A 19,763-nucleotide genomic window follows, 5' to 3' on the forward strand; every position below is an offset into this window, starting at 1 on the left:
GCCGCCATGGACCTGCGCCTGCTGCGGTACTTCATGGCCCTGGCCGATGAGTTGCATTTCGGTCGGGCTGCGGAGCGCCTGCACATTTGCCAGCCGCCGCTGAGCCAGCAGATTCGTCTGCTGGAGGAGGAGTTGGGCACGCCGCTGTTCGAGCGCAGTCATCACCGGGTCGAGCTGACAGCCGCGGGGCAGATGCTCAAGGAGCAGGCGCCGCTGGTGTTCGAACAACTGGAACGGGCACTGGACCTGACCCGCCAGACCGGGCGCGGGCAACTCGGCGAACTGGAAATCGGCATGATCAGTTCGGTGATGGTCGGCGTGCTGCCCAAGGCCCTGCATCTGTTTCGTGAGCGCTATCCGCAGGTGAACTGGCGCCTGCATGAAATGACCCCGGCGGCGCAGGTCAAGGCATTGAAAGAGAAACGTATAGACGCCTGCGTGTTTCGGGTCGGTTATGACGATCCGTTGCTGCGTAACGAGTTGCTGATCTACGAGCCGATTCACGTGGTGATGCCGGCTGATCATCCGCTGGCAAGGCGCGAAGTACTGGCTCCGGCGGATCTGGCGCAGGAACCGTTCGTTGCGCTGGAACTGAAGCAGTCGCGGTTTGCCAACTTCCTTTATCAGTGCTGCGTTCAGGCCGGGTTCACCCCGCAGATCCGCCAGCAGGTGATCGAAGTACAGACGCTGCTCAGCCTGGTGCGCGCCGGGTTCGGAGTGGCGCTGCTGCCGGCTTCGATCGAGCAACTGGCGCCGGCAGGGCTGGTGTTTCGCAGGCTGACGCCGGCGCTGCCGGAAGTGCCGCTGTACGCGACTTACCGCGCCGATGATGCTTCGCCGGTGCTCAGGCTGTTTCTCGATACGTTGCGCGAGCTGGTGGAAACCTCAGATCAACCTTGATCCCTTGTGGGAGCGAACTTGCTCGCGAAGGCGGTGTGTCAGCCGACAGATTCTTTGAAAGAAATACCGTATTCGCGAGCAAGCTCGCTCCCACAGGGGACTGTGGTGGGGCGCATATTTATGTTCGGCACGATCACGAACGCCTGCGGTCGTAATCTTCACACGCGCATTCCCTGTGGAGATCCAATGAGCCAGGAAGTCCTGACCACTGAAACCAATCGTCGCCAGTTGCAGCAGATTATCGCCGGGCTGTCCGACGGGGTGATTCTGCTGGAGCTCGATCAGAGCATCCTCTGGGCCAACGAGGCAGCACTGGCCATGCACGGTGTCAGCCGGATCGGCGAGCTGGGCACTAATGCCGATGAGTATGCCAAGCGTTTCACGCTGCGTTATCGCAACAACCACCTGTTGCCGCCCGAGAACTATCCGATCAGCCGCGTCGCACGGTGTGAGGTATTCAGCGACCTGTTGGTCGAAATGTCTGCCATGGATGACCCGGAACGCGTCTGGGTGCACAGTGTGCGCAGCATGGTACTGACCGACCGCGAAGGGCAGCCGGAGTCGCTGGTGCTGATCATGAGCGACGTCACCGATTGGGCCAATGCCGAGCAGCGCTTCGAAAAGACCTTCAATGCCAACCCGGCGCCGGCGGTGATCTGCCGCCTCAGCGACTTGCGTTACATCAAGGTTAATCCGGGGTTTCTGGAGATGACCGGTTACACCCGCGATCAGGTGATCGGTACCTCGGCCTATGAAATCGATGTCTTCGATCAGGCTGAGAAAAAGGATCTGGCGATCCAGCGTCTGCGCGATGTGGCGACCATTCCACAGATGCAGGCTCAACTGCGTCTGCCCGATGGCGGCAGCAAGCAAGTGATCGTCGCCGGGCAACCGTTGGTGCTCAATGATGAGGATTGCATGCTGTTTTCCTTCGTCGACATGGAGCTGCGGCACAAGGCGGAAGTGGCGCTGCGTCAGAGTGAGGAACGCTTCGCCAAGGCGTTCCGCCTGACCCCGGTGCCGATTCTGATCTGCAGTGCTGACGAGCAGCAGGTGATTGATGTCAATCAGGCGTTCCTCGACACCCTCGCCTACGACAGCGACGAGGTGGTGGGCAAAACCGTGACCCAGCTGCATTTCATCGATGACGATGGTGCGCGGGCCCGGCTGCTGAACGCCCTGGCCAAAAGCGGTCGGATTGATCGGGTCGACGTGCGCGTGCGCAGGAAGGATGCAGAGCTGCTGGAGTGCGCGGTGTCGGCTGACACCGTGAACATTCAGGACACGCCGTGCTATCTGCTGGTGCTGATGGACATCACCGAACGCAAGCGCACCGAGCTGGAGCTGGTGGCGGCGATCGAAGAGGTGATGAAGGATGCTTCGTGGTTCAGCCGGACGCTGATCGAAAAACTGGCGAATGTGAAGAAGGTCAACTCGCCGCAGCTGCCGAGCGTGTCGTTCACTGACCTGACGGCGCGTGAGCGCGACGTGCTGGGGCTGATCTGCGAGGGGTTGGCCGACAAGGAGATCGCCGCCCGGTTGAAGCTGGCACCCAATACCGTGCGCAATCATGTGGCGACGGTGTATTCCAAGCTCGATGTGCACAGTCGCAGCGAGGCGATTGTGTGGGCGCGGGAGCGGGGTCTGTTTTCCGGCGAACGCGGCGCCAAGGGGCAGCGGTAGGTGCAAATGCACTAATCGATGAGGTGCAAATGCAGGTTCTGGCGTGGTGGGGCAGTTCTTAGTCTGGTGGGGTGCGATACAAGCCTGTTGGCTTGGGATCGTCTCCCTTCGAAACAGCTAAAGGAACAAGCTCCATGATGAATCTTGCGCAGTTGCGCGCCAGCCTTGAGCAGAGTTTCTCGCCATTGGCGTGCGAGTGTTCAGTGGATGGGGATCATTCGCTGACGGTGAAGTTGTATCACCGGGAGTCGGGACAGGTGGATCTGGTGATCAGCGGGTTGAAGCTCAATGAGTTGCGTACGCCGGAGGCTGTGGCGGCGTTGATTGATGAGTTGCGGTATGAGTTGGAGAGTAATTCTTTGCGGGCTGCTCGGGATCCGGATATGGCTTAGGGTTTTTGGCTGTTTTGGGTGTGGATCCGTTACTGCGGGTGTTGCTGATCAGGGTTCCGCCCTTACGGCGGGTCACTTTGGCAAAAGCCCCAAAGTAACCAAAGGGCTTTACCCTGACGTTCGGCCCTCGCTCAGGCTCGGGTTCCTTCGCTCCGGGATTGATCCGGGGGGCAGCGCCTACGGTTTGCTTCGCTGCACCTCCTCTCGCTGTGTTTGGCTGCGCCAAACGGTCGCTGCGCTCCCACCCCGGATAAATCCCTCCACTCAGCCTGCCGACGGGCCCTCAGATCAAGAGCGGTACTCGAGCTAACGCTCATTGTGTTGAGTGGGGCGGCTTCGCCGCGTGGGGTGTGAACGAATAAAGTTGTGGGAGCGAGCCTGCTCGCGAAGGCGGCCTGCCAGCCGACCAATCTCTAACTGATGGCACCCGATTTCACTGTGGGAGCTGGCTTGCCAGCGATGGCGGCCTTCCGGTCAATAAATTGCTTGCTGAGGTAACCCTCCCTCACAGATTCTGCTCCACAAAATCGACAGCCAATTCCCTCATCCCCCTCCATTTCACTGGCGCTTGCAGGGTGTTCGGCTATAAAGAATGAGTGGTCAGGTCTTCCGTCAGCCGCGGTATTCGTGCGCGATAGCGGAAGTGGCTCTTCCATTCACCGCGGGTCGTCCTATGAATAATCCTGGGAAACGCGTGTATCTGCCGTTGTCGCTGGCTTTCTCTGTCGCGCTATTGAGCGGCTGCGCCAGTCCTCCGCCACCGCCTCCTGCTGCGCCACCACCACCGCCGGTGCGTACCTGTCAGACGCTGGAGAACACTCAGGTGTCTGGCGATATGTACGTTGACGAGCAGGTCACGCGCCATATCACCACCACCCGGTGTGTCACGCAGTAGCTTGGGGCGGCTTTGCTGGCGGTGCATAAGGTCATTGCCTGAGCTCAATCCTGTGTAGGAGCTGCCGAAGGCTGCGATCTTTTGATCTTGATCTTCAAAGTCAAAGATCGCAGCCTTTGGCAGCTCCTACACAGGCAAGTCTGGTTCAGGACAGGAACCCACCATCCACATTCAGCGAAACCCCGGTGGTGTAGCTCGATGCATCACTTGCCAGATACAGCACCGCCCCGGCCATTTCACTCGGATCGGCCACGCGCTTGAGCGGGATCTGCGTCAGTGCCTGCTTGAGGATCGCGTCATTATTCACCAAGGCCGAAGCGAATTTGGTGTCGGTCAGGCCCGGCAGCAGGGCGTTGCAGCGGATGCCGAATTGCGCGCATTCCTTGGCGAAGACCTTGGTCATGTTGATCACTGCCGCTTTGGTCACCGAATAGATGCCCTGGAAGATCCCCGGTGAAATACCGTTGATCGACGCGACGTTGATGATGCTGCCGCCACCGTTTTCGCGCATCAGCTTGCCGGCTTCTACCGACATGAAGAAGTAGCCGCGGATGTTCACGTCGACGGTCTTCTGGAATGCGCTCAGGTCGGTGTCCAGCACGTTGCAGAACTGCGGGTTGGTCGCGGCGTTGTTCACCAGGATATCGAGGCGGCCGAACTGTTCCTTGATCCCGGCGAATACCTGGCTGATCTGTTCCATTTCACCGATGTGGCAGGCCACGGCGGTGGCTTTGCCGCCAGCGGCAATGATCGCGTCGGCGACATGCTGGCAACCTTCGAGCTTGCGGCTTGAGACGATCACGTGGGCGCCTTGCTGGGCCAGCAGTTTGGCGATGGCTTCACCGATGCCGCGGCTGGCGCCGGAGACGAAGGCGATTTTGCCGTCGAGGTCGAACAACTGAGTCTTGGACATGGGGGTTCCTTGGTGTGGGCCGTCAGAGGCTCGATTTTGCAATGACCTGCAGGCTCATGTGCTCCAGCAGTTTGTTCATGTGAATGAACTGCGCGAAGCGTTTGTCCTGAGTCTGGCCGTGGTAGAAGCGGTAGTAGATCTGCTGCACGATGCCGGCCAGGCGGAACAGGCCGTAGGTGTAGTAGAAGTCGAAATTGTCGATGCGGATGCCCGAGCGTTCGGCGTAGTAATCGACGAACTCGCGGCGGCTCAGCATGCCCGGAGCGTGGCTGGGCTGGCGGCGCATCAGTTGCACGGGGGCCGGGTCATCGGCCTGAATCCAGTAGGCGAGGGTGTTGCCCAGGTCCATCAGCGGATCGCCGAGGGTGGTCAGTTCCCAGTCGAGCACGCCGATGATCTGCATCGGGTTGTCCGGGTCGAGGATCACGTTGTCGAAACGGTAGTCGTTGTGGACGATGCTTGAGGTCGGATGGTCGGCCGGCATCTTGTCATTGAGCCAGGCCTTGACCTTTTCCCAGTGCGGCGCATCCGGGGTCAGGGCTTTTTCGTAACGTTCGCTCCAGCCCTTGATCTGACGGGCGACGTAACCTTCCGGCTTGCCCAGATCGCCGAGGCCGCAGGCGTTGTAGTCAACCCGGTGCAGTTCGACGAAACGGTCGATGAAGCTCTTGCACAGTGCTTCGGTCCTGGCTGCATCAAGGCCCAGTTCTGGCGGCAGGTCGGAGCGCAGGATGATGCCCTTGACCCGCTCCATCACATAGAACTCGGCACCGATCACCGACTCGTCGGTGCAGTGCACGTAGGCTTTCGGGCAGTAGGGGAAACCGTCGCGCAGTTGATTGAGGATGCGGAATTCGCGGCCCATGTCATGGGCGGATTTGGCCTTGTGGCCGAACGGCGGACGGCGCAGGACAAATTCCTGGTCCGGGTATTCCAGCAGGTACGTCAGGTTCGACGCACCGCCGGGAAACTGGCTGATCTGCGGCGTGCCGGTCAGGCCCGGAATGTGCGCCTTGAGGTACGGGTCGATCAGGCTGGCATCGAGTTCTTCGCCAGAGCGGATACGGGTGGACTGGTCAGTAAGCGCCATGCTTATCCCTTCTGCTTATTTTGGAGGCCAGACATCATTGGCTAATCTAATGGCGCACCAGGGCGGCCACAAGCGCGCAGCGGTCTTATAGGTTAGCGTGTTGCAGGATAATCAGCGTTTCGAATAGGCGCCGGCAGCAGGGCACTGCCGGCGCTTGTTAATGCACGCGCTGGTTGTTGAGTCTCGGTGGCAGGATGACGGGCGTCAGCACCGGTTGCCCCGAAAAGAATGCCATCAGGTTTTTCCCCACCAGTTCCACCGTACCTTGTGTGGCTTCCGGCGACAGACCGGCGACATGCGGCGTGAGAATCACATTGTTCAGGGTTTTCAGCGCATCGGGCACCTGCGGTTCGTGATCGAACACGTCCAGCGCAGCCCCGGCAATCCGTCGTTGCTCGAGTGCGCTGATCAACTCCGCCGTGGCGATCACGCTGGCCCGGGCGATATTGACGATGAAACCGGTCGGGCCCAGAGCATCAAGTACCGGGCGCGTCACCAGATGCTGGGTGCCAATCCCGCCCGGCGTGGCGACGATCAGAAAATCCGAGGCCCGCGCCAGTTCGGTCGGCGTGGAGCAGAACGCATAGGGCACATCACTGCGCAGCTGCCGGTTGTGGTAGCTGATCTGCATGTCGAAACCAAGGTGAGCACGCTTGGCAATCGCCATGCCCACCGCCCCCAGGCCGAGAATCCCCAGGCGTTTATTGGCCAGCGACGGGCGCATGATCTTCGGCCATTCACCCCGGCGCACCGCCGCGTCGCAGCGCGGAATGTCGCGTACCAGTGCCAGCAGCATGGCCAGGGCATGGTCGGCCACCGACGAGGCGTTGACCCCGGCGCCGTTGGTCACGGTAATCCCGCGATCGCTGGCGGCCTGCAGGTCGACGTGTTCGTAACCGGCACCGATCACGGTGATGATCTTCAGCGCCGGCAGGGCGGCGATTTCCTCGGCGGTCAGGCCCAGCGGGCCACGAGTCAGTACAGCGTCGATCCGTGCCCCGTGGGTGGCGATGGCTTGCGCGCGTTCGGCAGGGGTTGGCGCGAGGATCAGATGAAAGCCCTGATGCTCGAGAATCGGCAGATAGTCATTGATGGTTTCAACCAGTACCAGAACGGTGGCGGGCATTGCGCGGCTCCTGTGATCAATGGCGGTTCGGTCGCGAATATCGTGTCAGAGTGCTGATTCCAGAGCAGTTTGGCAATCACGGCCGCAGCCCCGCTTCAGCCAGTGTAGGAGCTGAAACGGGGAGCGCGCGGGCGCTTCGTCAGAAGCTCGCCCCGGTATCGTTGATCGGCTGCACGAAGGCGCCAACGAGTCCAGTCAACTGGCGTATTGGGCGATGCCGTTGCCGAACGACCAATTCTCCTTTTTGACCTCCACCAGATTGATGAACACGTCTTCCAGGCGAATGCCCAGTTGGCTGTTCAGGCTGTGCGCGATGGTCTGGTACAGGGCTTTTTTCTGCTCCAGCGTCCGGCCTTCATTGAGGGTGATCTGGATGATCACCAACCCATCGCTGCGCTGGATGCCCAGGTACTGCGGATCGAAGATGAAATGCTCGCCGTCGTGCTCGTTGAGGATCTGGAAGTTGTCGTGCTCCGGCACGTTGATGGTGCTGCGCATGGCGGCGTAGATCTGCTCGCCGATGCGTTTGGCGAAGGTGGGATCAGAGTGCTGTTTGATTTCGACGCGGACGAGGGGCATGGGCAAAGACTCCGTGGGCAGGGGACTCCTCTCACGCTAGAACATGTCGGCCAGATTGAAAATTTGGGGTGATGTGCTCGCCGTTGTTTTTGTACGAGGCTACCTACGTTTTTCGCGGATTTTGCCTACGAATTTGGCAGATGCGTCTGCTACCCGAATGATGATGAACAAGCAATCATGAGGCACAAAGCAGCTCGGGCAGTGACTGCAATAGCTAAGGAAGGCGAATGCTCAAGAACGATCTGGAAAATCTGGAACTCGACAGGCTGGAGAATGAGTCAAGAAAGCTTGTAGCCGAGAGAAAAAAGCTAACGGCGGAGGAGAAAAAAGCTTAATAGAGAGAAGGATTTGTATCCGCTCGCAGTATTGGCTGGGGTGGTGACAGCAATCACCGCAGTAGCAGGCGTTTTCTTCAAGTTCTGATGTTCGCGTTCCACAACTGTCAGACCATGACCCCAAAAAGGAAAATTCACATGAGTACCTATGATCGTAAAGCCAGAATGGAAGAGCTGGAACGTGAGCACGATGAGTGGGAAGAAAGAATGCGCATCAAAAACAAGGGCGATATGTACCCAATCTGGGGAATGCTGGCGTTCGGCCTGTTTTGCATGTCACTCGGATTTCTCCTCGCTCGATCAATCTGATCGTCTTGCCGGTGGAGTTGTCGCTGAAACTTGTCGAAAAACGACATTTCACGTATCCGAAGCCGACAGCTATTTTCCCGAAAACGACAACCCGCTGATCTGCTCCGTACAACCATTCCTCAGCTAAGTCTTTGCTTCTGCTCATTTATCACGGAGAATCGCGCCCCTGTTTCGGCCGGAGCATGTCTGTCGGTTTTTTCCGACGCGTCCCGACCGAGTGGCAAGTGACCGGAATGCGGAGATCCGACCGGATGAATGATCAGGCCAATAGCGTCGACGAACGCTATGAAGCGGCAGCACCAGCTGAACTGTCGAGCTGGAATCGCCATGACACCACGTGGATGTTGGGACTGTTCGGGACGGCCATTGGCGCCGGTACCCTGTTTTTGCCGATCAACGCCGGTCTGGGTGGCTTCTGGCCGCTGGTGATCCTCGCGCTGCTGGCCTTCCCGATGACGTTCTTTGCCCACCGAGGCCTGACCCGCTTCGTCCTCTCCGGTCGCGAAGGCGCCGACATCACTGACGTGGTCGAGCAGCATTTCGGCATCAAGGCCGGTGCGCTGATTACCCTGCTGTACTTCTTCGCCATCTTCCCGATCCTGCTGATCTACAGCGTCGGCCTGACCAACACGGTCGCCAGTTTCCTTGAACACCAACTGCACATCACGCCGCCACCGCGCGCGCTGCTGTCGTTCGTGTTGATCCTCGGCCTGCTCGCCGTTGTGCGTTGCGGCGAGCAGGCCATCGTCAAGGCGATGAGCCTGATGGTGTATCCGTTCATCGTTGCGCTGCTGTTCCTCGCGGTGTACCTGATTCCGCACTGGAACGGCGGCATTCTCACCACCGCCTCGCAAGTGCCGGCACCGTCGGCGTTGCTGCACACACTGTGGCTGGCGATTCCGGTCATGGTGTTTTCGTTCAACCACTCGCCGATCATCTCGGCGTTTGCGGTGGATCAGAAGCGTCGCTACGGTGTCAACGCTGATCAGCGCAGCTCGCAGATCCTCTGCCGCGCCCACCTGTTGATGGTGGTGATGGTGCTGTTCTTCGTCTTCAGTTGCGTGCTGACCCTGTCGCCGGAACAACTGGCCGAAGCCAAGGCGCAGAACCTGTCGATCCTGTCGTACCTGGCCAACCACTTCAGCAACCCGACCATCGCGTTCGCGGCGCCGTTGATTGCGTTTGTGGCGATCTCCAAGTCGTTTCTCGGTCACTACATCGGCGCCAGCGAAGGCCTCAAGGGCCTGATCGTCAAGAGCGGCAAGCGTCCGGGCGCCAAGGCGCTGGATCGCATCGTGGCGGCGTTCATGCTGGTGGTGTGCTGGATCGTCGCGACCCTGAACCCGAGCATTCTCGGGATGATCGAGACCATCGGTGGCCCGGTGATCGCTGCGATTCTGTTCCTGATGCCGATGTACGCGATCCGCAAAGTACCGGCGATGGCGCGCTATCGCGGTCAGGCGTCGAACGTGTTTGTCACCGCCGTAGGTCTGGTGGCGATTTCGGCGTTGATTTATTCGCTGACGGCGTAAGCCAAAGCGCCGGAGACTCAGCTACAGTGGCCGCTGTGCGTGATGCGCACAGCGGCTTTTTTTCGTCTGGAGACAGTGGATTGTCGAGTACGGCCCAACCGGTAGAACCCACCAATCGCTGGCGTGACATCCTCGCCGGCCTGTCGATTGCCGGGCTGCTCTTGCCCGAAGCGGTCGCTTATTCGACCATCGCCGCGCTGGCGCCGCAGGCCGGCGTGATTGCCCTGTTTGCCGGATTGCTCTGCTACGGGCTGTTTGGCACCAGCCGCTTTGCCATTGTCTCGGCCACGTCTTCGTCAGCGGCGGTGCTGGCGGCGACCACCGCGACCATGGCCAATGGCGACCCGCAGTTACGCGCGACGCTGGCGGTCGGCTTGGTACTGGTCACCGGTGGGCTGTTCTTGCTGGCGGGGATCTTTCGTTTCGGCAGCGTCACCTCGTTTATCGCCAAACCGGTATTGCGCGGTTTCGCCTTCGGCCTGGCGCTGACGATCATCCTCAAACAGGTCGCCAGCGTGGTCGGCGTGCACCTGACCGACGCCAATCTGGTGCGCTTCGCCCCGCAATTGCTCGAACAACTGCCGCAATGGAACTGGCCGGCGGCGGCTGTCGCTGCGGTGGCTCTGCTGTTGTTGAGCCTGTTCTCCCGTTTTCCACGGGTGCCCGGCGGTTTGCTGGTGGTAGTGATCGGTATCGTCGCCGGACAATGGTTGAACCTGCCGGCCCACGGTGTGAAGTTGATCGGCTTGATCGACCTGAGCATGGAAGTACCGAACCTGCCGGTGCTGCCGTTTGCCGACTGGCTGCGGCTGGGGGAGGTGGGGTTCGCGCTGGTGATGATTCTGTATGCAGAGTCGTACGGCTCGATCAGTGCGTTCGCCCTCAAACACGGTGATCGTGTGACCTCCAACCGTGATCTGCTGGCGCTGGGGGCCTCGAATCTGTTGTCCGGATTGTTCCATGGCATGCCGGCGGGGGCCGGGTATTCGGCGACGTCGGCGAACGAGGCAGCCGGGGCGACGTCACGCTGGGCCGGTGGCGTGGCGGCGCTGGTGGTGCTGGTGATCGTGCTGACGGTATTGCCGTGGATCGCCCTGACGCCGGAGCCGATTCTGGCGGCCATCGTGATTCATGCGCTGGCGCGTGGCTTGAGTCTGCAGCCGCTGGGGCGCTACTTCGTCTGGCGCCGGGATCGGCTGCTGGTGATGTGCGCGGTGGGGGCGGTGCTGGTGCTGGGCATTCTCGACGGCTTGCTGGTGTCGGTGGCGATCAGCGTGTTGCTGATGCTCAAACAGATGTCGGCGGCGGACATTCAGGTGCTCGGGCGAATCGACGGCGGGCACGATTTTGTCGATTTGCAGCGACATCCAACGGCGACGGTTGAGCCGGGAGTGCTGATTGTGCGGCCCAGTGAGGCATTGTTCTTTGCCAATGTGGAGCGGATTCTCGGTGCGGCGCTGCATTTGATTCGTCATTCGCAAGTGCCGCTGCACACGGTGATCCTCAGTCTGGAGGAAACCCCGGACCTGGACGGCACCAGTATCGAGGCGATGCAGGCGTTTTTCCTGCGGGTGCATCAGGAGGGCAAGCGGCTGATTCTGGCGCGGCTCAAACAGGAAGCGCTGGTCGCGTTGGAGGCGTTGCCGGAGGTAACGGCCAACGGGGTGATACTCAGCGGGCTGAGCGTCGATGGGGCGGTGCAGCAAGCCTTTAAACCTGACGCCTCCCTGTAGGAGCTGCCGAAGGCTGCGATCTTTGCTCTTGATCTTAAAAAGCAGGATCAAAAGATCGCAGCCTTCGGCAGCTCCTACAAGGAATGATGTGGAACAGAGCACGCATAAAAAAAACGCCGCACATCTCACGATGGGCGGCGTTTTTTCATTGCGTTGCAGCGTTAGGCTTGAACGACCGGAATCTTGGCGTTCGCAGCCGCTTCACGGAACTCGGCGATCTGGTCGAAGGACAGGTAGCGGTAAACATCGGCCGCCATGCTGTCGATCTTGCCAGCGTATTCCATGTACTCCTCGACGGTCGGCAGGCGACCCAGGATCGAAGCCACGGATGCCAGTTCGGCCGAAGCCAGGTAGACGTTCGCGCCGTCGCCCAGACGGTTCGGGAAGTTACGGGTCGACGTCGAGACCACGGTGCTGTTCGGCTCAACGCGTGCCTGGTTACCCATGCACAGCGAGCAGCCTGGCATTTCCATGCGCGCGCCGGCCTTGCCGTAGATGCCGTAGTAGCCTTCTTCGGTCAGTTGGTGAGCGTCCATTTTGGTCGGCGGCGACAGCCACAGACGGGTTGGCAGCTGACCCTTGACCTGATCCAGCAGTTTACCGGCAGCGCGGAAGTGACCGATGTTGGTCATGCACGAACCGATGAACACTTCGTCGATCTTCTCGCCAGCGACGCTGGACAGCAGACGGGCGTCGTCCGGATCGTTCGGCGCGCACAGTACCGGCTCGTTGATGTCGGCCAGATCGATTTCGATGATTTCGGCGTATTCGGCGTCGGCATCGGCTTCCATCAGTTGCGGGTTGGCGATCCAGGCTTCCATCGCTTGCGCACGACGTTCCAGGGTACGTGCATCGCCGTAGCCTTCGCCGATCATCCAGCGCAGCAGGGTGATGTTGGACTGCAGGTACTCGGTGATCGACTCTTTCGACAGCTTGATGGTGCAACCGGCAGCCGAACGTTCGGCCGAGGCGTCGGACAGTTCGAATGCCTGTTCCAGGGTCAGACCTTCCAGGCCTTCGATTTCCAGGATGCGGCCGGAGAAGGCGTTTTTCTTGCCTTTCTTCTCGACGGTCAGCAGACCGTTCTGGATGGCGAAGTAAGGAATGGCATGAACCAGGTCACGCAGGGTGATGCCAGGTTTCATTTTGCCTTTGAAGCGCACCAGGATCGATTCCGGCATGTCCAGCGGCATGACACCGGTGGCAGCGGCGAACGCGACCAGACCGGAACCGGCCGGGAACGAGATGCCCATCGGGAAACGGGTGTGCGAGTCACCACCGGTACCGACGGTGTCCGGCAGCAGCATGCGGTTCAGCCACGAGTGGATGATACCGTCGCCCGGACGCAGGGAAACACCGCCGCGGGTCATGATGAAGTCAGGCAGGGTGTGGTGGGTAGTCACGTCGATCGGCTTCGGATACGCCGCGGTGTGGCAGAAGGACTGCATCACCAGATCAGCGGAGAAGCCCAGGCACGCCAGGTCTTTCAGTTCGTCACGGGTCATTGGACCGGTGGTGTCCTGAGAACCTACGGTGGTCATTTTCGGTTCGCAGTAGGTGCCAGGACGAACGCCTTTGCCTTCTGCCAGACCGCACGCCTTGCCGACCATTTTCTGCGCCAGGGTGAAGCCCTTGGTGCTTTCAGCCGGTGCTTCCGGCTTCTTGAACAGGTCGAACGCAGGCAGACCCAGTTCGGCGCGCGCCTTCTCGGTCAGGCCACGGCCGATGATCAGCGGGATACGACCGCCGGCACGGACTTCGTCCAGCAGCACAGGGGTCTTCATTTCGAAGGTGGTGATGACTTCGTCGGTACCGTGCTTGCAGACTTTGCCGGCGTGCGGGTACAGGTCGATCACGTCGCCCATGTTCATGTTCGACACGTCGAACTCGATCGGCAGTGCGCCGGCATCTTCCATGGTGTTGTAGAAGATCGGAGCGATTTTGCTGCCGAAGCAGAAACCGCCAGCGCGCTTGTTCGGCACGTAAGGGATGTCGTCACCGAAGAACCACAGCACCGAGTTGGTTGCCGATTTACGCGAGGAACCGGTACCGACCACGTCACCGACGTAGGCGATCGGGAAGCCTTGACCGCGCATTTCTTCGATCTGCTTCATCGGGCCGGTCTTGCCTTGCTCGTCCGGAACGATGCCGTCACGGGCCATTTTCAGCATGGCCAGGGCGTGCAGCGGGATATCAGGACGCGACCAGGCGTCTGGTGCCGGGGACAGGTCGTCGGTGTTGGTTTCGCCGGTGACCTTGAACACGCGCAGGCTGATCTTGTCGGCCAGCACAGGGCGCTTCTTGAACCACTCGCCGTCAGCCCAGGATTGCAGCACGGCTTTGGCGTGAACGTTGCCGTTCTTGGCTTTTTCAGCCACGTCGTGGAAGGCATCGAACATCAGCAGGGTGTGCTTGAGTTCTTCGGCAGCCACTGGCGCCAGTTCGGCGTTGTCCAGCAGTTCAACCAGGGTCACGATGTTGTAGCCGCCCTGCATGGTGCCGAGCAGTTCTACAGCGCGCTTCTTGTCCAGCAGAGGGGAGGTGACTTCGCCTTTGGCCAGGGCCGACAGGAAACCGGCTTTGACGTAAGCGGCTTCGTCCACTCCTGGTGGTACGCGATTGGTGATCAGGTCAACGAGGAAAGCTTCTTCGCCAGCCGGAGGATTCTTCAGCAGCTCGACCAGGCCTGCAGTTTGTTCGGCGTTAAGCGGCTGGGGAACGATACCCAGGGCTGCACGCTCTTCGATATGTTTGCGGTAGGCTTCAAGCACAGTTATTACCCTCATCAGTGGTCCCAAATGGGTGTCCGGGACGCTCATCCCGAAATTGCCGTACTCATGCACCGCACGACGTTGTGAGTCGTTAGGCCAGAATTACCGGCAATTCCTTACAGAAGCTGCTTTCAAAGTTTTACGCCTGCAGAACGGGGAGCTGATGAGGGTTGGCGTTGGGCTTTTCCCCGCTGGAAAAACCCTTCGCCAACACCGCTCTGAAGGAACGACTGTGCTCGTGACGCTTTGAAAACAGCTTCTAACGGACATTGGCGCCTTAAAAGGCTGGCTGATTCTACGGCAAAAAAAATTTAAAGGTAAGTCGCGCTCTATTGGACTTTGGTGGCGTTGTGCCCGGGCGCGCCAAACCGCGATCCAGCGCTTGCCCCTGACGTTTGAGGGGTGATCAATGGCCGACAAAGGGCTAACATGCCGACCTGTTCCGCGTTTCAGTGTTTTGCCAATTTATGCCCAATCAGACCATCAAGACCCCCTGCGTCGGCCTCTGCTCCACTGTTTACGGAGATCTGGTGTGCCGTGGCTGCAAGCGTTTCCACCACGAAGTGATCCACTGGAATGGTTACGGCGAGGAAGAAAAGCGTGCGGTGTGGTTGCGTCTGGAGCAATTGCTGTCACAAGTGATGGCGAGCAAGGTCGAGATCTTCGATTCGGCGCGTCTGCGCCAGCAGCTGGAACAGCGCAAGATCCGCTTTGTACCGCATCAGTCGGAATATTGCTGGGCCTATCAGCTGATCGCTCGCGGGGCGCGGGTGATCATTAATCTGGAGGCCTACGGGATGGTGTTGCTGCCGGAGTTTCGCGACTGGAACCTGCCGGAACTGCGCGATGCCATTGATCGGGAATTCTTCCTGTTGTCGGAAGCGCATTATCAGCGCTATATCGCACCGGGCTTTCTGAAAGACGCCTTCGGCGCCTAGAAGCTTCGCGAGCCTGCTCGCGAAGGCGCCGGTTCAGGCACCGTAATCCTCAGTGTTTCACCGCCAACTCCACCAGATGATCCTCAACCTCCTGCGGCTTGAGCACCAGCACGTCGCTTTCCAGTGCATCCAGCACCACTTCAGCGGTATTGCCGATCAACGCGCCTGACAACCCGCTGCGCGCCACGGTGCCGATCACGGTCACCGCCGCCTGCAGCTTGTGCGCCATGAACGGAATCAACACATCCGCCGGGCCTTCCTCGATATGCAGGTGCTCGTCGTCCACATCGAACTCGGCCTGAAACGCCTTGCACTGCTCGCGGTACCGCGCTTCGATGGTTTCCTTGAGCTGGAAGGTCGGATCCGCGGCCGAGAGCATGGGCGACGGATGCGCCGTGATCACGTGCAGATGCGCCTTGGCCAGGCTGGCAATGTCGTAGCCATGATCAATGATCGTGGTGTGCAAATGCCGGTGTTCGCCATCGGCATTGCCCACGTCCACAGCCGCAAGAATCACGCGGTCTTTCCAGGAGGTGGATGTTTTCACCAACAGCACCGGAGTCGGGCAGTGGCGCAGCAGTTTCCAGTCGGCCGGGGTCAGCAGGGCCTTTTTCAGCGCGCTGTCGGGATAGTGCTGTTTGATCACCAGCCCGCAACCTTCGGCCTGCTGCACGTCGATGATGGTCTCATGCAGGCTCTCGTTCCACGCCTGTTCGGTGGTCACGCTGTAGCCATCCGCCAACAGTGCGGCTTTGAGCACGCCAAGCATGCCGGCGTGGTCGTGCTTGCGGTCACACACCAGCAGGTGCAGATGGGCCTGGGTCACGCCGGCGATCAACTTGGCGCGCTTGAGCGCCAGGCTTTCCGAATGTTCGGGTTCGATGACCACCAGAATGCTGCGAATGGCTTGCATGAGCGGAGTCTCCAGCAAAGAAAAGGCACGGCGTTGCACAACTATAGTTGCTGCTCATGCGCCTGCGACTTGATGCATATCAACGCCTGCGACTGGTGGTCTGCGGGCAGGCCGGTATAATCGGCGGCCTTTGCTCGTACACCTTTTACCGTGAGCCTCATGATCCTTCCCGAAATCCACGAATTCCTTGGCTGCCGCACGCCCGACGCCTGGGTCCAGGCCGCACTGGCCGATCAGGAAACCCTGCTGATCGACCACAAGAACTGCGAGTTCAAGGCCGCCAGCACCGCGCTGAGCCTGATTGCCAAGTACCATTCCCACGTCGACCTGATCAACATGATGTCGCGTCTGGCCCGGGAAGAACTGGTGCACCACGAACAGGTCATGCGCCTCATGAAACGCCGCAAGATCGAGCTGCGCCAGCTGCACGCCGGGCGCTACGCCTCGGGACTGCGCAAAGTGGTGCGCAGCCACGAACCGGTGAAACTGGTGGATACGCTGGTGGTCGGCGCATTCATCGAAGCGCGCAGTTGCGAGCGTTTCGAAGCGCTGGTGCCGCATCTGGACGAAGAACTCGGCAAGTTCTATTTCGGCCTGCTGAAAAGCGAGGCGCGGCACTTCCAGGGTTATCTGAAACTGGCTTACCAGTACGGCGACGCGAAGGACATCGCTCAGGTGATCGACAGGGTGCGTGCTGCCGAGCAGGAACTGATCGAGTCGCCGGATGAAGAGTTTCGCTTCCACAGTGGTGTGCCGGCAGCTCCTACTTGTTAAAAACTCTTAAGAGTATGAAAGATCACCGAAAACCGGCCCCTGCGGCCGGTTTTTGCTGCCCGAAACAACGCCTCGCCGACGATTGCCGCCATACTGTCGACCATTTCACACATGGGTTGGCAGACGGTCGTTATGGATAACCTGGGTTTTGGCAAAGTCCTGCTGGTCGAAGACGATGAACGTCTGGCCACGCTGATTGCGCACTTTCTCGAGCAGCATGGCTACGAGGTGCGCGCGGTGCATCGCGGTGATCTGGCGGTGGCCGCGTTTCTCGAATTCCAGCCAAAAGTGGTGGTGCTCGACCTGATGCTGCCGGGGCAGAGCGGGCTGCACGTGTGTCGGGAAATTCGCAGCGTGTCGGACACGCCGATTGTCATCCTCACCGCCAAGGAAGACGACCTCGACCACATTCTCGGCCTGGAGTCCGGCGCCGACGATTACGTGATCAAGCCGATCAAACCGCCGGTATTGCTCGCTCGGCTACGCGCCTTGCAGCGTCGGCAGATGCCGGAGGCCGGCGTGGTCAGTGCGCTGGAGTTCGGCCGCTTGAGCATCGACCGCAGCTGCCGCGAAGTGCGGCTGGCTGGCGAGATCATCGAAATGACCACCATGGAATTCGAGCTGCTGTGGCTGCTGGCCAGCGCCGCCGGCAAAACCCTGTCCCGCGATGACATCCTCAACCGCATGCGCGGTATCGCCTTCGATGGGCTCAATCGCAGCGTCGACGTGTACATCAGCAAGTTGCGCAACAAACTCAAGGACAATCCCCGTGAGCCGGTGTGCATCAAGACCGTGTGGGGCAAGGGTTACCTGTTCAATCCATTCGCGTGGGAGCTGTAGATGCTGCGGTTATTCCTCGGGCTGTTTCTGGTGATGACGGTGGGCCTGGTCCTGGCCCTGCAAACTGTCGAACACACCTTCAACGCGTTGCTCGACAACCAGATGCAGGCCTACAACCGTGAGGCGGTGCGCGGGCAGGCGTGGTCACTGGTCGAGCACATGCGCGATCAGCAAGGCGCGGCGCGTGAACAGCAGCTGGAAGCGTTGCGCCCGCACTACGGCTTGTCGCTGAAGCTGATCGAAGCCGATCAACTGGACCTCAGCACCGAGGAAAAGGCCGAACTGGCGCAAAACCTGTTGGTGATCCGCGACAACTACACCCAATTCATCAGCAACATCGACGGTGGCTCGCAACTGCTCAGCATCAAGCTGCCGCCCGAACCGAGCCTGATGCCGTTCTACATCGCGGTGGCTTACGCGATGCTCGCGGTGCTGATCGGCATCGTCCTGTTCTTCTGGGTACGCCCGCACTGGCGCGATCTGGAAAAACTGCGTCTGGCCGCCGAGCGCTTTGGCGATAACGATCTGTCGGTGCGCATTCAACTGTCGAAACGCTCGAACATCCGCGATCTGGCGGAACACTTCAACCTGATGGCGGCGCGTATCGAGAGCCTGATCGCCAATCAGCGCGAGCTGACCAACGCGGTCTCCCACGAATTGCGTACGCCAATTGCGCGGCTGTCGTTTGAACTCGACCAGCTCAAGCAACAGCCGGACGCCAGCCAGAACCGCGAACTGATCGCCGACATGTACGCCGACCTCGGCGAGTTGGAAGAAATGGTCTCCGAACTGCTGACCTACGCCAGCCTCGAACGCGGTGCGACGGTGATCAAACGCGAAAACATTCAAGCGGCCAACTGGCTCGACAGCGTGGTCGGCAGCGTTGCGCTGGAGGCGGAAGCGGCGGGGGTGCAGTTGCTGATTGGTGACTGCCGGCTCGACACCGTGCGCATCGAGCCGCGGTTCATGGCGCGGGCGGTGATCAATCTGCTGCGCAACGCCATTCGTTATGCCGAGCAGCGGGTCGAAGTAACGCTGGTGCGCAGCGGCGATTACTACGAAGTGCGGGTCAACGACGATGGCCCGGGGGTGCCGGTGGAAGGCCGGGAGAAAATTTTCGAACCGTTCTCGCGACTGGATGCCAGCCGCGACCGGCGTACCGGTGGCTTTGGGTTGGGGCTGGCGTTGGTGCGTCGGGTGTCGCAGTCCCATGGCGGGCAGGTCGAGGTCGGGGAATCGGTGTGGGGTGGGGCGTCGTTCCGGATGACCTTGGCGCATCTGGACTGATTTGTGCTGTCAGTTCCGGCCCTATCGCTGGCTTGCCAGCGATAGGGCCATCAATCACATCACAAGACTGTACTTATTTGACCAGCCCCAACCGCTCATGCCACTGCGCAATCGACTCCTCGGGATACACCTCAAATTGTTGGTCTTTGGGCTTGGCATCCACCTCGACCCAGGACGCCTTCGACCCCAGCATCAAATGTGTGTGCTGCGGCGGTACCGGCAGCGGGGTATCGATGGCCGAGGCGAACGGGTGGATCAGCTCCGGCCATTCCGGGCTGAACAACCATAAACCGCTGCCGCACTGTGAGCAGAAATGCCGTTCGGCCGTGCTGCGATGGGCACGTTTGTCTCCTTCGTCCTTCATCTTCGCGTGGTAGATGGTGATGTGCTTGCGCCCCTGAACCTTGAGGCTGGCCGCGTCGCCACCCAGGTTGATCGCGTAACCGCCACCGCCCTGGGTCTTGCGGCAGATCGAGCAGTAGCAGCGTTGATAGGGATAGGGATGGGCGCTGGTCAGGCTGAAGGTGACGGCGCCGCAGTGGCAAGAGCCTTCGAGGTGCATGAGGGGCCTCCGGTTGGCTGAAGGGGTGCGGTTGAGCCTAGAAGATTTGTGGCGATCATGCAGACGCTTTCGCGAGCAGGCTCGCTCCCACAGGAGAACGCATTTCAAAATGTGGGAGCGAGCCTGCTCGCGAAGAACGATAACGCGGAGCCACTGGACGCCCGCTCAAGGCCCGGTCAGCATGTCCCCAA

The 19,763-nt window shown here is 60.1% G+C and carries 17 protein-coding genes; 10 read left to right on the forward strand and 7 right to left on the reverse strand.

Annotated elements, in window-relative coordinates; genetic code table 11:
* The first annotated feature begins 6 nt into the window (after nucleotides 1-6).
* The 3 genes from ACM6HV_RS02240 (at nucleotide 7) to ACM6HV_RS02250 (ending at nucleotide 2,975) form a co-directional block, all read left to right on the forward strand.
* Nucleotides 7-900: a LysR substrate-binding domain-containing protein gene (locus tag ACM6HV_RS02240; RefSeq protein WP_095668952.1), complete on the forward strand. Its 894-nt coding sequence runs from the start codon at nucleotides 7-9 to the stop codon at nucleotides 898-900.
* Nucleotides 901-1,086: 186 nt separating this feature from the next.
* Nucleotides 1,087-2,583, forward strand: a complete 1,497-nt coding sequence (locus ACM6HV_RS02245; RefSeq protein ID WP_041073285.1) for a helix-turn-helix transcriptional regulator — start codon at nucleotides 1,087-1,089, stop codon at nucleotides 2,581-2,583.
* 134 nt (nucleotides 2,584-2,717) lie between these two features.
* Nucleotides 2,718-2,975 (forward strand): DUF1652 domain-containing protein, encoded by a 258-nt coding sequence (locus tag ACM6HV_RS02250; RefSeq protein WP_041073283.1) that lies wholly within the window; start codon nucleotides 2,718-2,720, stop codon nucleotides 2,973-2,975.
* 1,040 nt (nucleotides 2,976-4,015) lie between these two features.
* On the opposite strand, the gene ACM6HV_RS02255 is transcribed toward ACM6HV_RS02250, so the two are convergent.
* From ACM6HV_RS02255 to ACM6HV_RS02270, 4 genes are all read right to left on the reverse strand, one after another.
* A complete protein-coding gene (locus ACM6HV_RS02255; protein ID WP_414903302.1) occupies nucleotides 4,016-4,783 on the reverse strand; it encodes an SDR family oxidoreductase in 768 nt (255 codons plus the stop codon).
* A 22-nt stretch (nucleotides 4,784-4,805) separates the two neighbouring features.
* Nucleotides 4,806-5,873 carry a phosphotransferase family protein gene (locus tag ACM6HV_RS02260; RefSeq protein WP_108182993.1) on the reverse strand — a complete coding sequence of 356 codons (1,068 nt, stop codon included), beginning with the start codon at nucleotides 5,871-5,873 and terminating at the stop codon, nucleotides 4,806-4,808.
* A 157-nt stretch (nucleotides 5,874-6,030) separates the two neighbouring features.
* The gene (locus ACM6HV_RS02265) at nucleotides 6,031-6,999 is read right to left on the reverse strand and encodes a 2-hydroxyacid dehydrogenase (RefSeq protein WP_145595525.1); all 969 of its coding nucleotides are present in this window, start codon (nucleotides 6,997-6,999) and stop codon (nucleotides 6,031-6,033) included.
* Nucleotides 7,000-7,194: 195 nt separating this feature from the next.
* A complete protein-coding gene (locus ACM6HV_RS02270; RefSeq protein WP_414903305.1) occupies nucleotides 7,195-7,578 on the reverse strand; it encodes a tautomerase family protein in 384 nt (127 codons plus the stop codon).
* A 473-nt stretch (nucleotides 7,579-8,051) separates the two neighbouring features.
* On the opposite strand from ACM6HV_RS02270, the gene ACM6HV_RS02275 reads away from it, so the two are divergent.
* The 3 genes from ACM6HV_RS02275 to ACM6HV_RS02285 all read left to right on the forward strand — a co-directional run bounded on the left by ACM6HV_RS02275 (nucleotide 8,052) and on the right by ACM6HV_RS02285 (nucleotide 11,487).
* Nucleotides 8,052-8,222 carry a hypothetical protein gene (locus ACM6HV_RS02275; protein ID WP_186448472.1) on the forward strand — a complete coding sequence of 57 codons (171 nt, stop codon included), beginning with the start codon at nucleotides 8,052-8,054 and terminating at the stop codon, nucleotides 8,220-8,222.
* 251 nt (nucleotides 8,223-8,473) lie between these two features.
* Nucleotides 8,474-9,754 (forward strand): HAAAP family serine/threonine permease, encoded by a 1,281-nt coding sequence (locus ACM6HV_RS02280; RefSeq protein ID WP_041067380.1) that lies wholly within the window; start codon nucleotides 8,474-8,476, stop codon nucleotides 9,752-9,754.
* Nucleotides 9,755-9,834: 80 nt separating this feature from the next.
* On the forward strand, nucleotides 9,835-11,487 hold the full coding sequence (locus tag ACM6HV_RS02285; protein WP_414903307.1) for a SulP family inorganic anion transporter: 1,653 nt from the start codon (nucleotides 9,835-9,837) through the stop codon (nucleotides 11,485-11,487).
* A 161-nt stretch (nucleotides 11,488-11,648) separates the two neighbouring features.
* Here the strand turns inward: ACM6HV_RS02285 and acnB are convergent, their stop codons facing one another.
* Nucleotides 11,649-14,258, reverse strand: coding sequence for a bifunctional aconitate hydratase 2/2-methylisocitrate dehydratase (acnB, locus tag ACM6HV_RS02290; RefSeq protein ID WP_047293641.1), 2,610 nt, complete (start codon nucleotides 14,256-14,258; stop codon nucleotides 11,649-11,651).
* 467 nt (nucleotides 14,259-14,725) lie between these two features.
* Here acnB and ACM6HV_RS02295 point away from each other — a divergent pair, with 467 nt between their 5' ends.
* Nucleotides 14,726-15,196, forward strand: coding sequence for a DUF1289 domain-containing protein (locus tag ACM6HV_RS02295; protein ID WP_041067373.1), 471 nt, complete (start codon nucleotides 14,726-14,728; stop codon nucleotides 15,194-15,196).
* A 49-nt stretch (nucleotides 15,197-15,245) separates the two neighbouring features.
* Here ACM6HV_RS02295 and ACM6HV_RS02300 read toward each other — a convergent pair whose 3' ends face one another.
* Nucleotides 15,246-16,109, reverse strand: coding sequence for a universal stress protein (locus ACM6HV_RS02300; RefSeq protein ID WP_041067371.1), 864 nt, complete (start codon nucleotides 16,107-16,109; stop codon nucleotides 15,246-15,248).
* 159 nt (nucleotides 16,110-16,268) lie between these two features.
* Here ACM6HV_RS02300 and ACM6HV_RS02305 point away from each other — a divergent pair, with 159 nt between their 5' ends.
* The 3 genes from ACM6HV_RS02305 (at nucleotide 16,269) to ACM6HV_RS02315 (ending at nucleotide 19,010) form a co-directional block, all read left to right on the forward strand.
* A complete protein-coding gene (locus ACM6HV_RS02305; RefSeq protein WP_414903310.1) occupies nucleotides 16,269-16,883 on the forward strand; it encodes a tRNA-(ms[2]io[6]A)-hydroxylase in 615 nt (204 codons plus the stop codon).
* 132 nt (nucleotides 16,884-17,015) lie between these two features.
* The gene (locus tag ACM6HV_RS02310) at nucleotides 17,016-17,723 is read left to right on the forward strand and encodes a response regulator (RefSeq protein ID WP_027613172.1); all 708 of its coding nucleotides are present in this window, start codon (nucleotides 17,016-17,018) and stop codon (nucleotides 17,721-17,723) included.
* Nucleotides 17,724-19,010, forward strand: coding sequence for an ATP-binding protein (locus ACM6HV_RS02315; RefSeq protein WP_414903313.1), 1,287 nt, complete (start codon nucleotides 17,724-17,726; stop codon nucleotides 19,008-19,010).
* Between the two features lie 73 nt (nucleotides 19,011-19,083).
* On the opposite strand, the gene ACM6HV_RS02320 is transcribed toward ACM6HV_RS02315, so the two are convergent.
* Nucleotides 19,084-19,572 carry a GFA family protein gene (locus ACM6HV_RS02320; RefSeq protein ID WP_414903315.1) on the reverse strand — a complete coding sequence of 163 codons (489 nt, stop codon included), beginning with the start codon at nucleotides 19,570-19,572 and terminating at the stop codon, nucleotides 19,084-19,086.
* Nucleotides 19,573-19,763: the final 191 nt, after the last annotated feature.

Source organism: Pseudomonas sp. IT-P260 (assembly GCF_949768395.1).
Lineage (GTDB): Bacteria > Pseudomonadota > Gammaproteobacteria > Pseudomonadales > Pseudomonadaceae > Aquipseudomonas > Aquipseudomonas parakoreensis.

Bases quoted from the DNA above. Each gene is read 5' to 3' on its own strand.
- ACM6HV_RS02240 (WP_095668952.1), top strand. From the start codon at position 7: ATGGACCTGCGCCTGCTGCGGTACTTCATGGCCCTGGCCGATGAGTTG.
- ACM6HV_RS02245 (WP_041073285.1), top strand. From the start codon at position 1,087: ATGAGCCAGGAAGTCCTGACCACTGAAACCAATCGTCGCCAGTTGCAG.
- ACM6HV_RS02250 (WP_041073283.1), top strand. From the start codon at position 2,718: ATGATGAATCTTGCGCAGTTGCGCGCCAGCCTTGAGCAGAGTTTCTCG.
- ACM6HV_RS02255 (WP_414903302.1), bottom strand. From the start codon at position 4,783: ATGTCCAAGACTCAGTTGTTCGACCTCGACGGCAAAATCGCCTTCGTC.
- ACM6HV_RS02260 (WP_108182993.1), bottom strand. From the start codon at position 5,873: ATGGCGCTTACTGACCAGTCCACCCGTATCCGCTCTGGCGAAGAACTC.
- ACM6HV_RS02265 (WP_145595525.1), bottom strand. From the start codon at position 6,999: ATGCCCGCCACCGTTCTGGTACTGGTTGAAACCATCAATGACTATCTG.
- ACM6HV_RS02270 (WP_414903305.1), bottom strand. From the start codon at position 7,578: ATGCCCCTCGTCCGCGTCGAAATCAAACAGCACTCTGATCCCACCTTC.
- ACM6HV_RS02275 (WP_186448472.1), top strand. From the start codon at position 8,052: ATGAGTACCTATGATCGTAAAGCCAGAATGGAAGAGCTGGAACGTGAG.
- ACM6HV_RS02280 (WP_041067380.1), top strand. From the start codon at position 8,474: ATGAATGATCAGGCCAATAGCGTCGACGAACGCTATGAAGCGGCAGCA.
- ACM6HV_RS02295 (WP_041067373.1), top strand. From the start codon at position 14,726: ATGCCCAATCAGACCATCAAGACCCCCTGCGTCGGCCTCTGCTCCACT.
- ACM6HV_RS02300 (WP_041067371.1), bottom strand. From the start codon at position 16,109: ATGCAAGCCATTCGCAGCATTCTGGTGGTCATCGAACCCGAACATTCG.
- ACM6HV_RS02305 (WP_414903310.1), top strand. From the start codon at position 16,269: ATGATCCTTCCCGAAATCCACGAATTCCTTGGCTGCCGCACGCCCGAC.
- ACM6HV_RS02310 (WP_027613172.1), top strand. From the start codon at position 17,016: ATGGATAACCTGGGTTTTGGCAAAGTCCTGCTGGTCGAAGACGATGAA.
- ACM6HV_RS02315 (WP_414903313.1), top strand. From the start codon at position 17,724: ATGCTGCGGTTATTCCTCGGGCTGTTTCTGGTGATGACGGTGGGCCTG.
- ACM6HV_RS02320 (WP_414903315.1), bottom strand. From the start codon at position 19,572: ATGCACCTCGAAGGCTCTTGCCACTGCGGCGCCGTCACCTTCAGCCTG.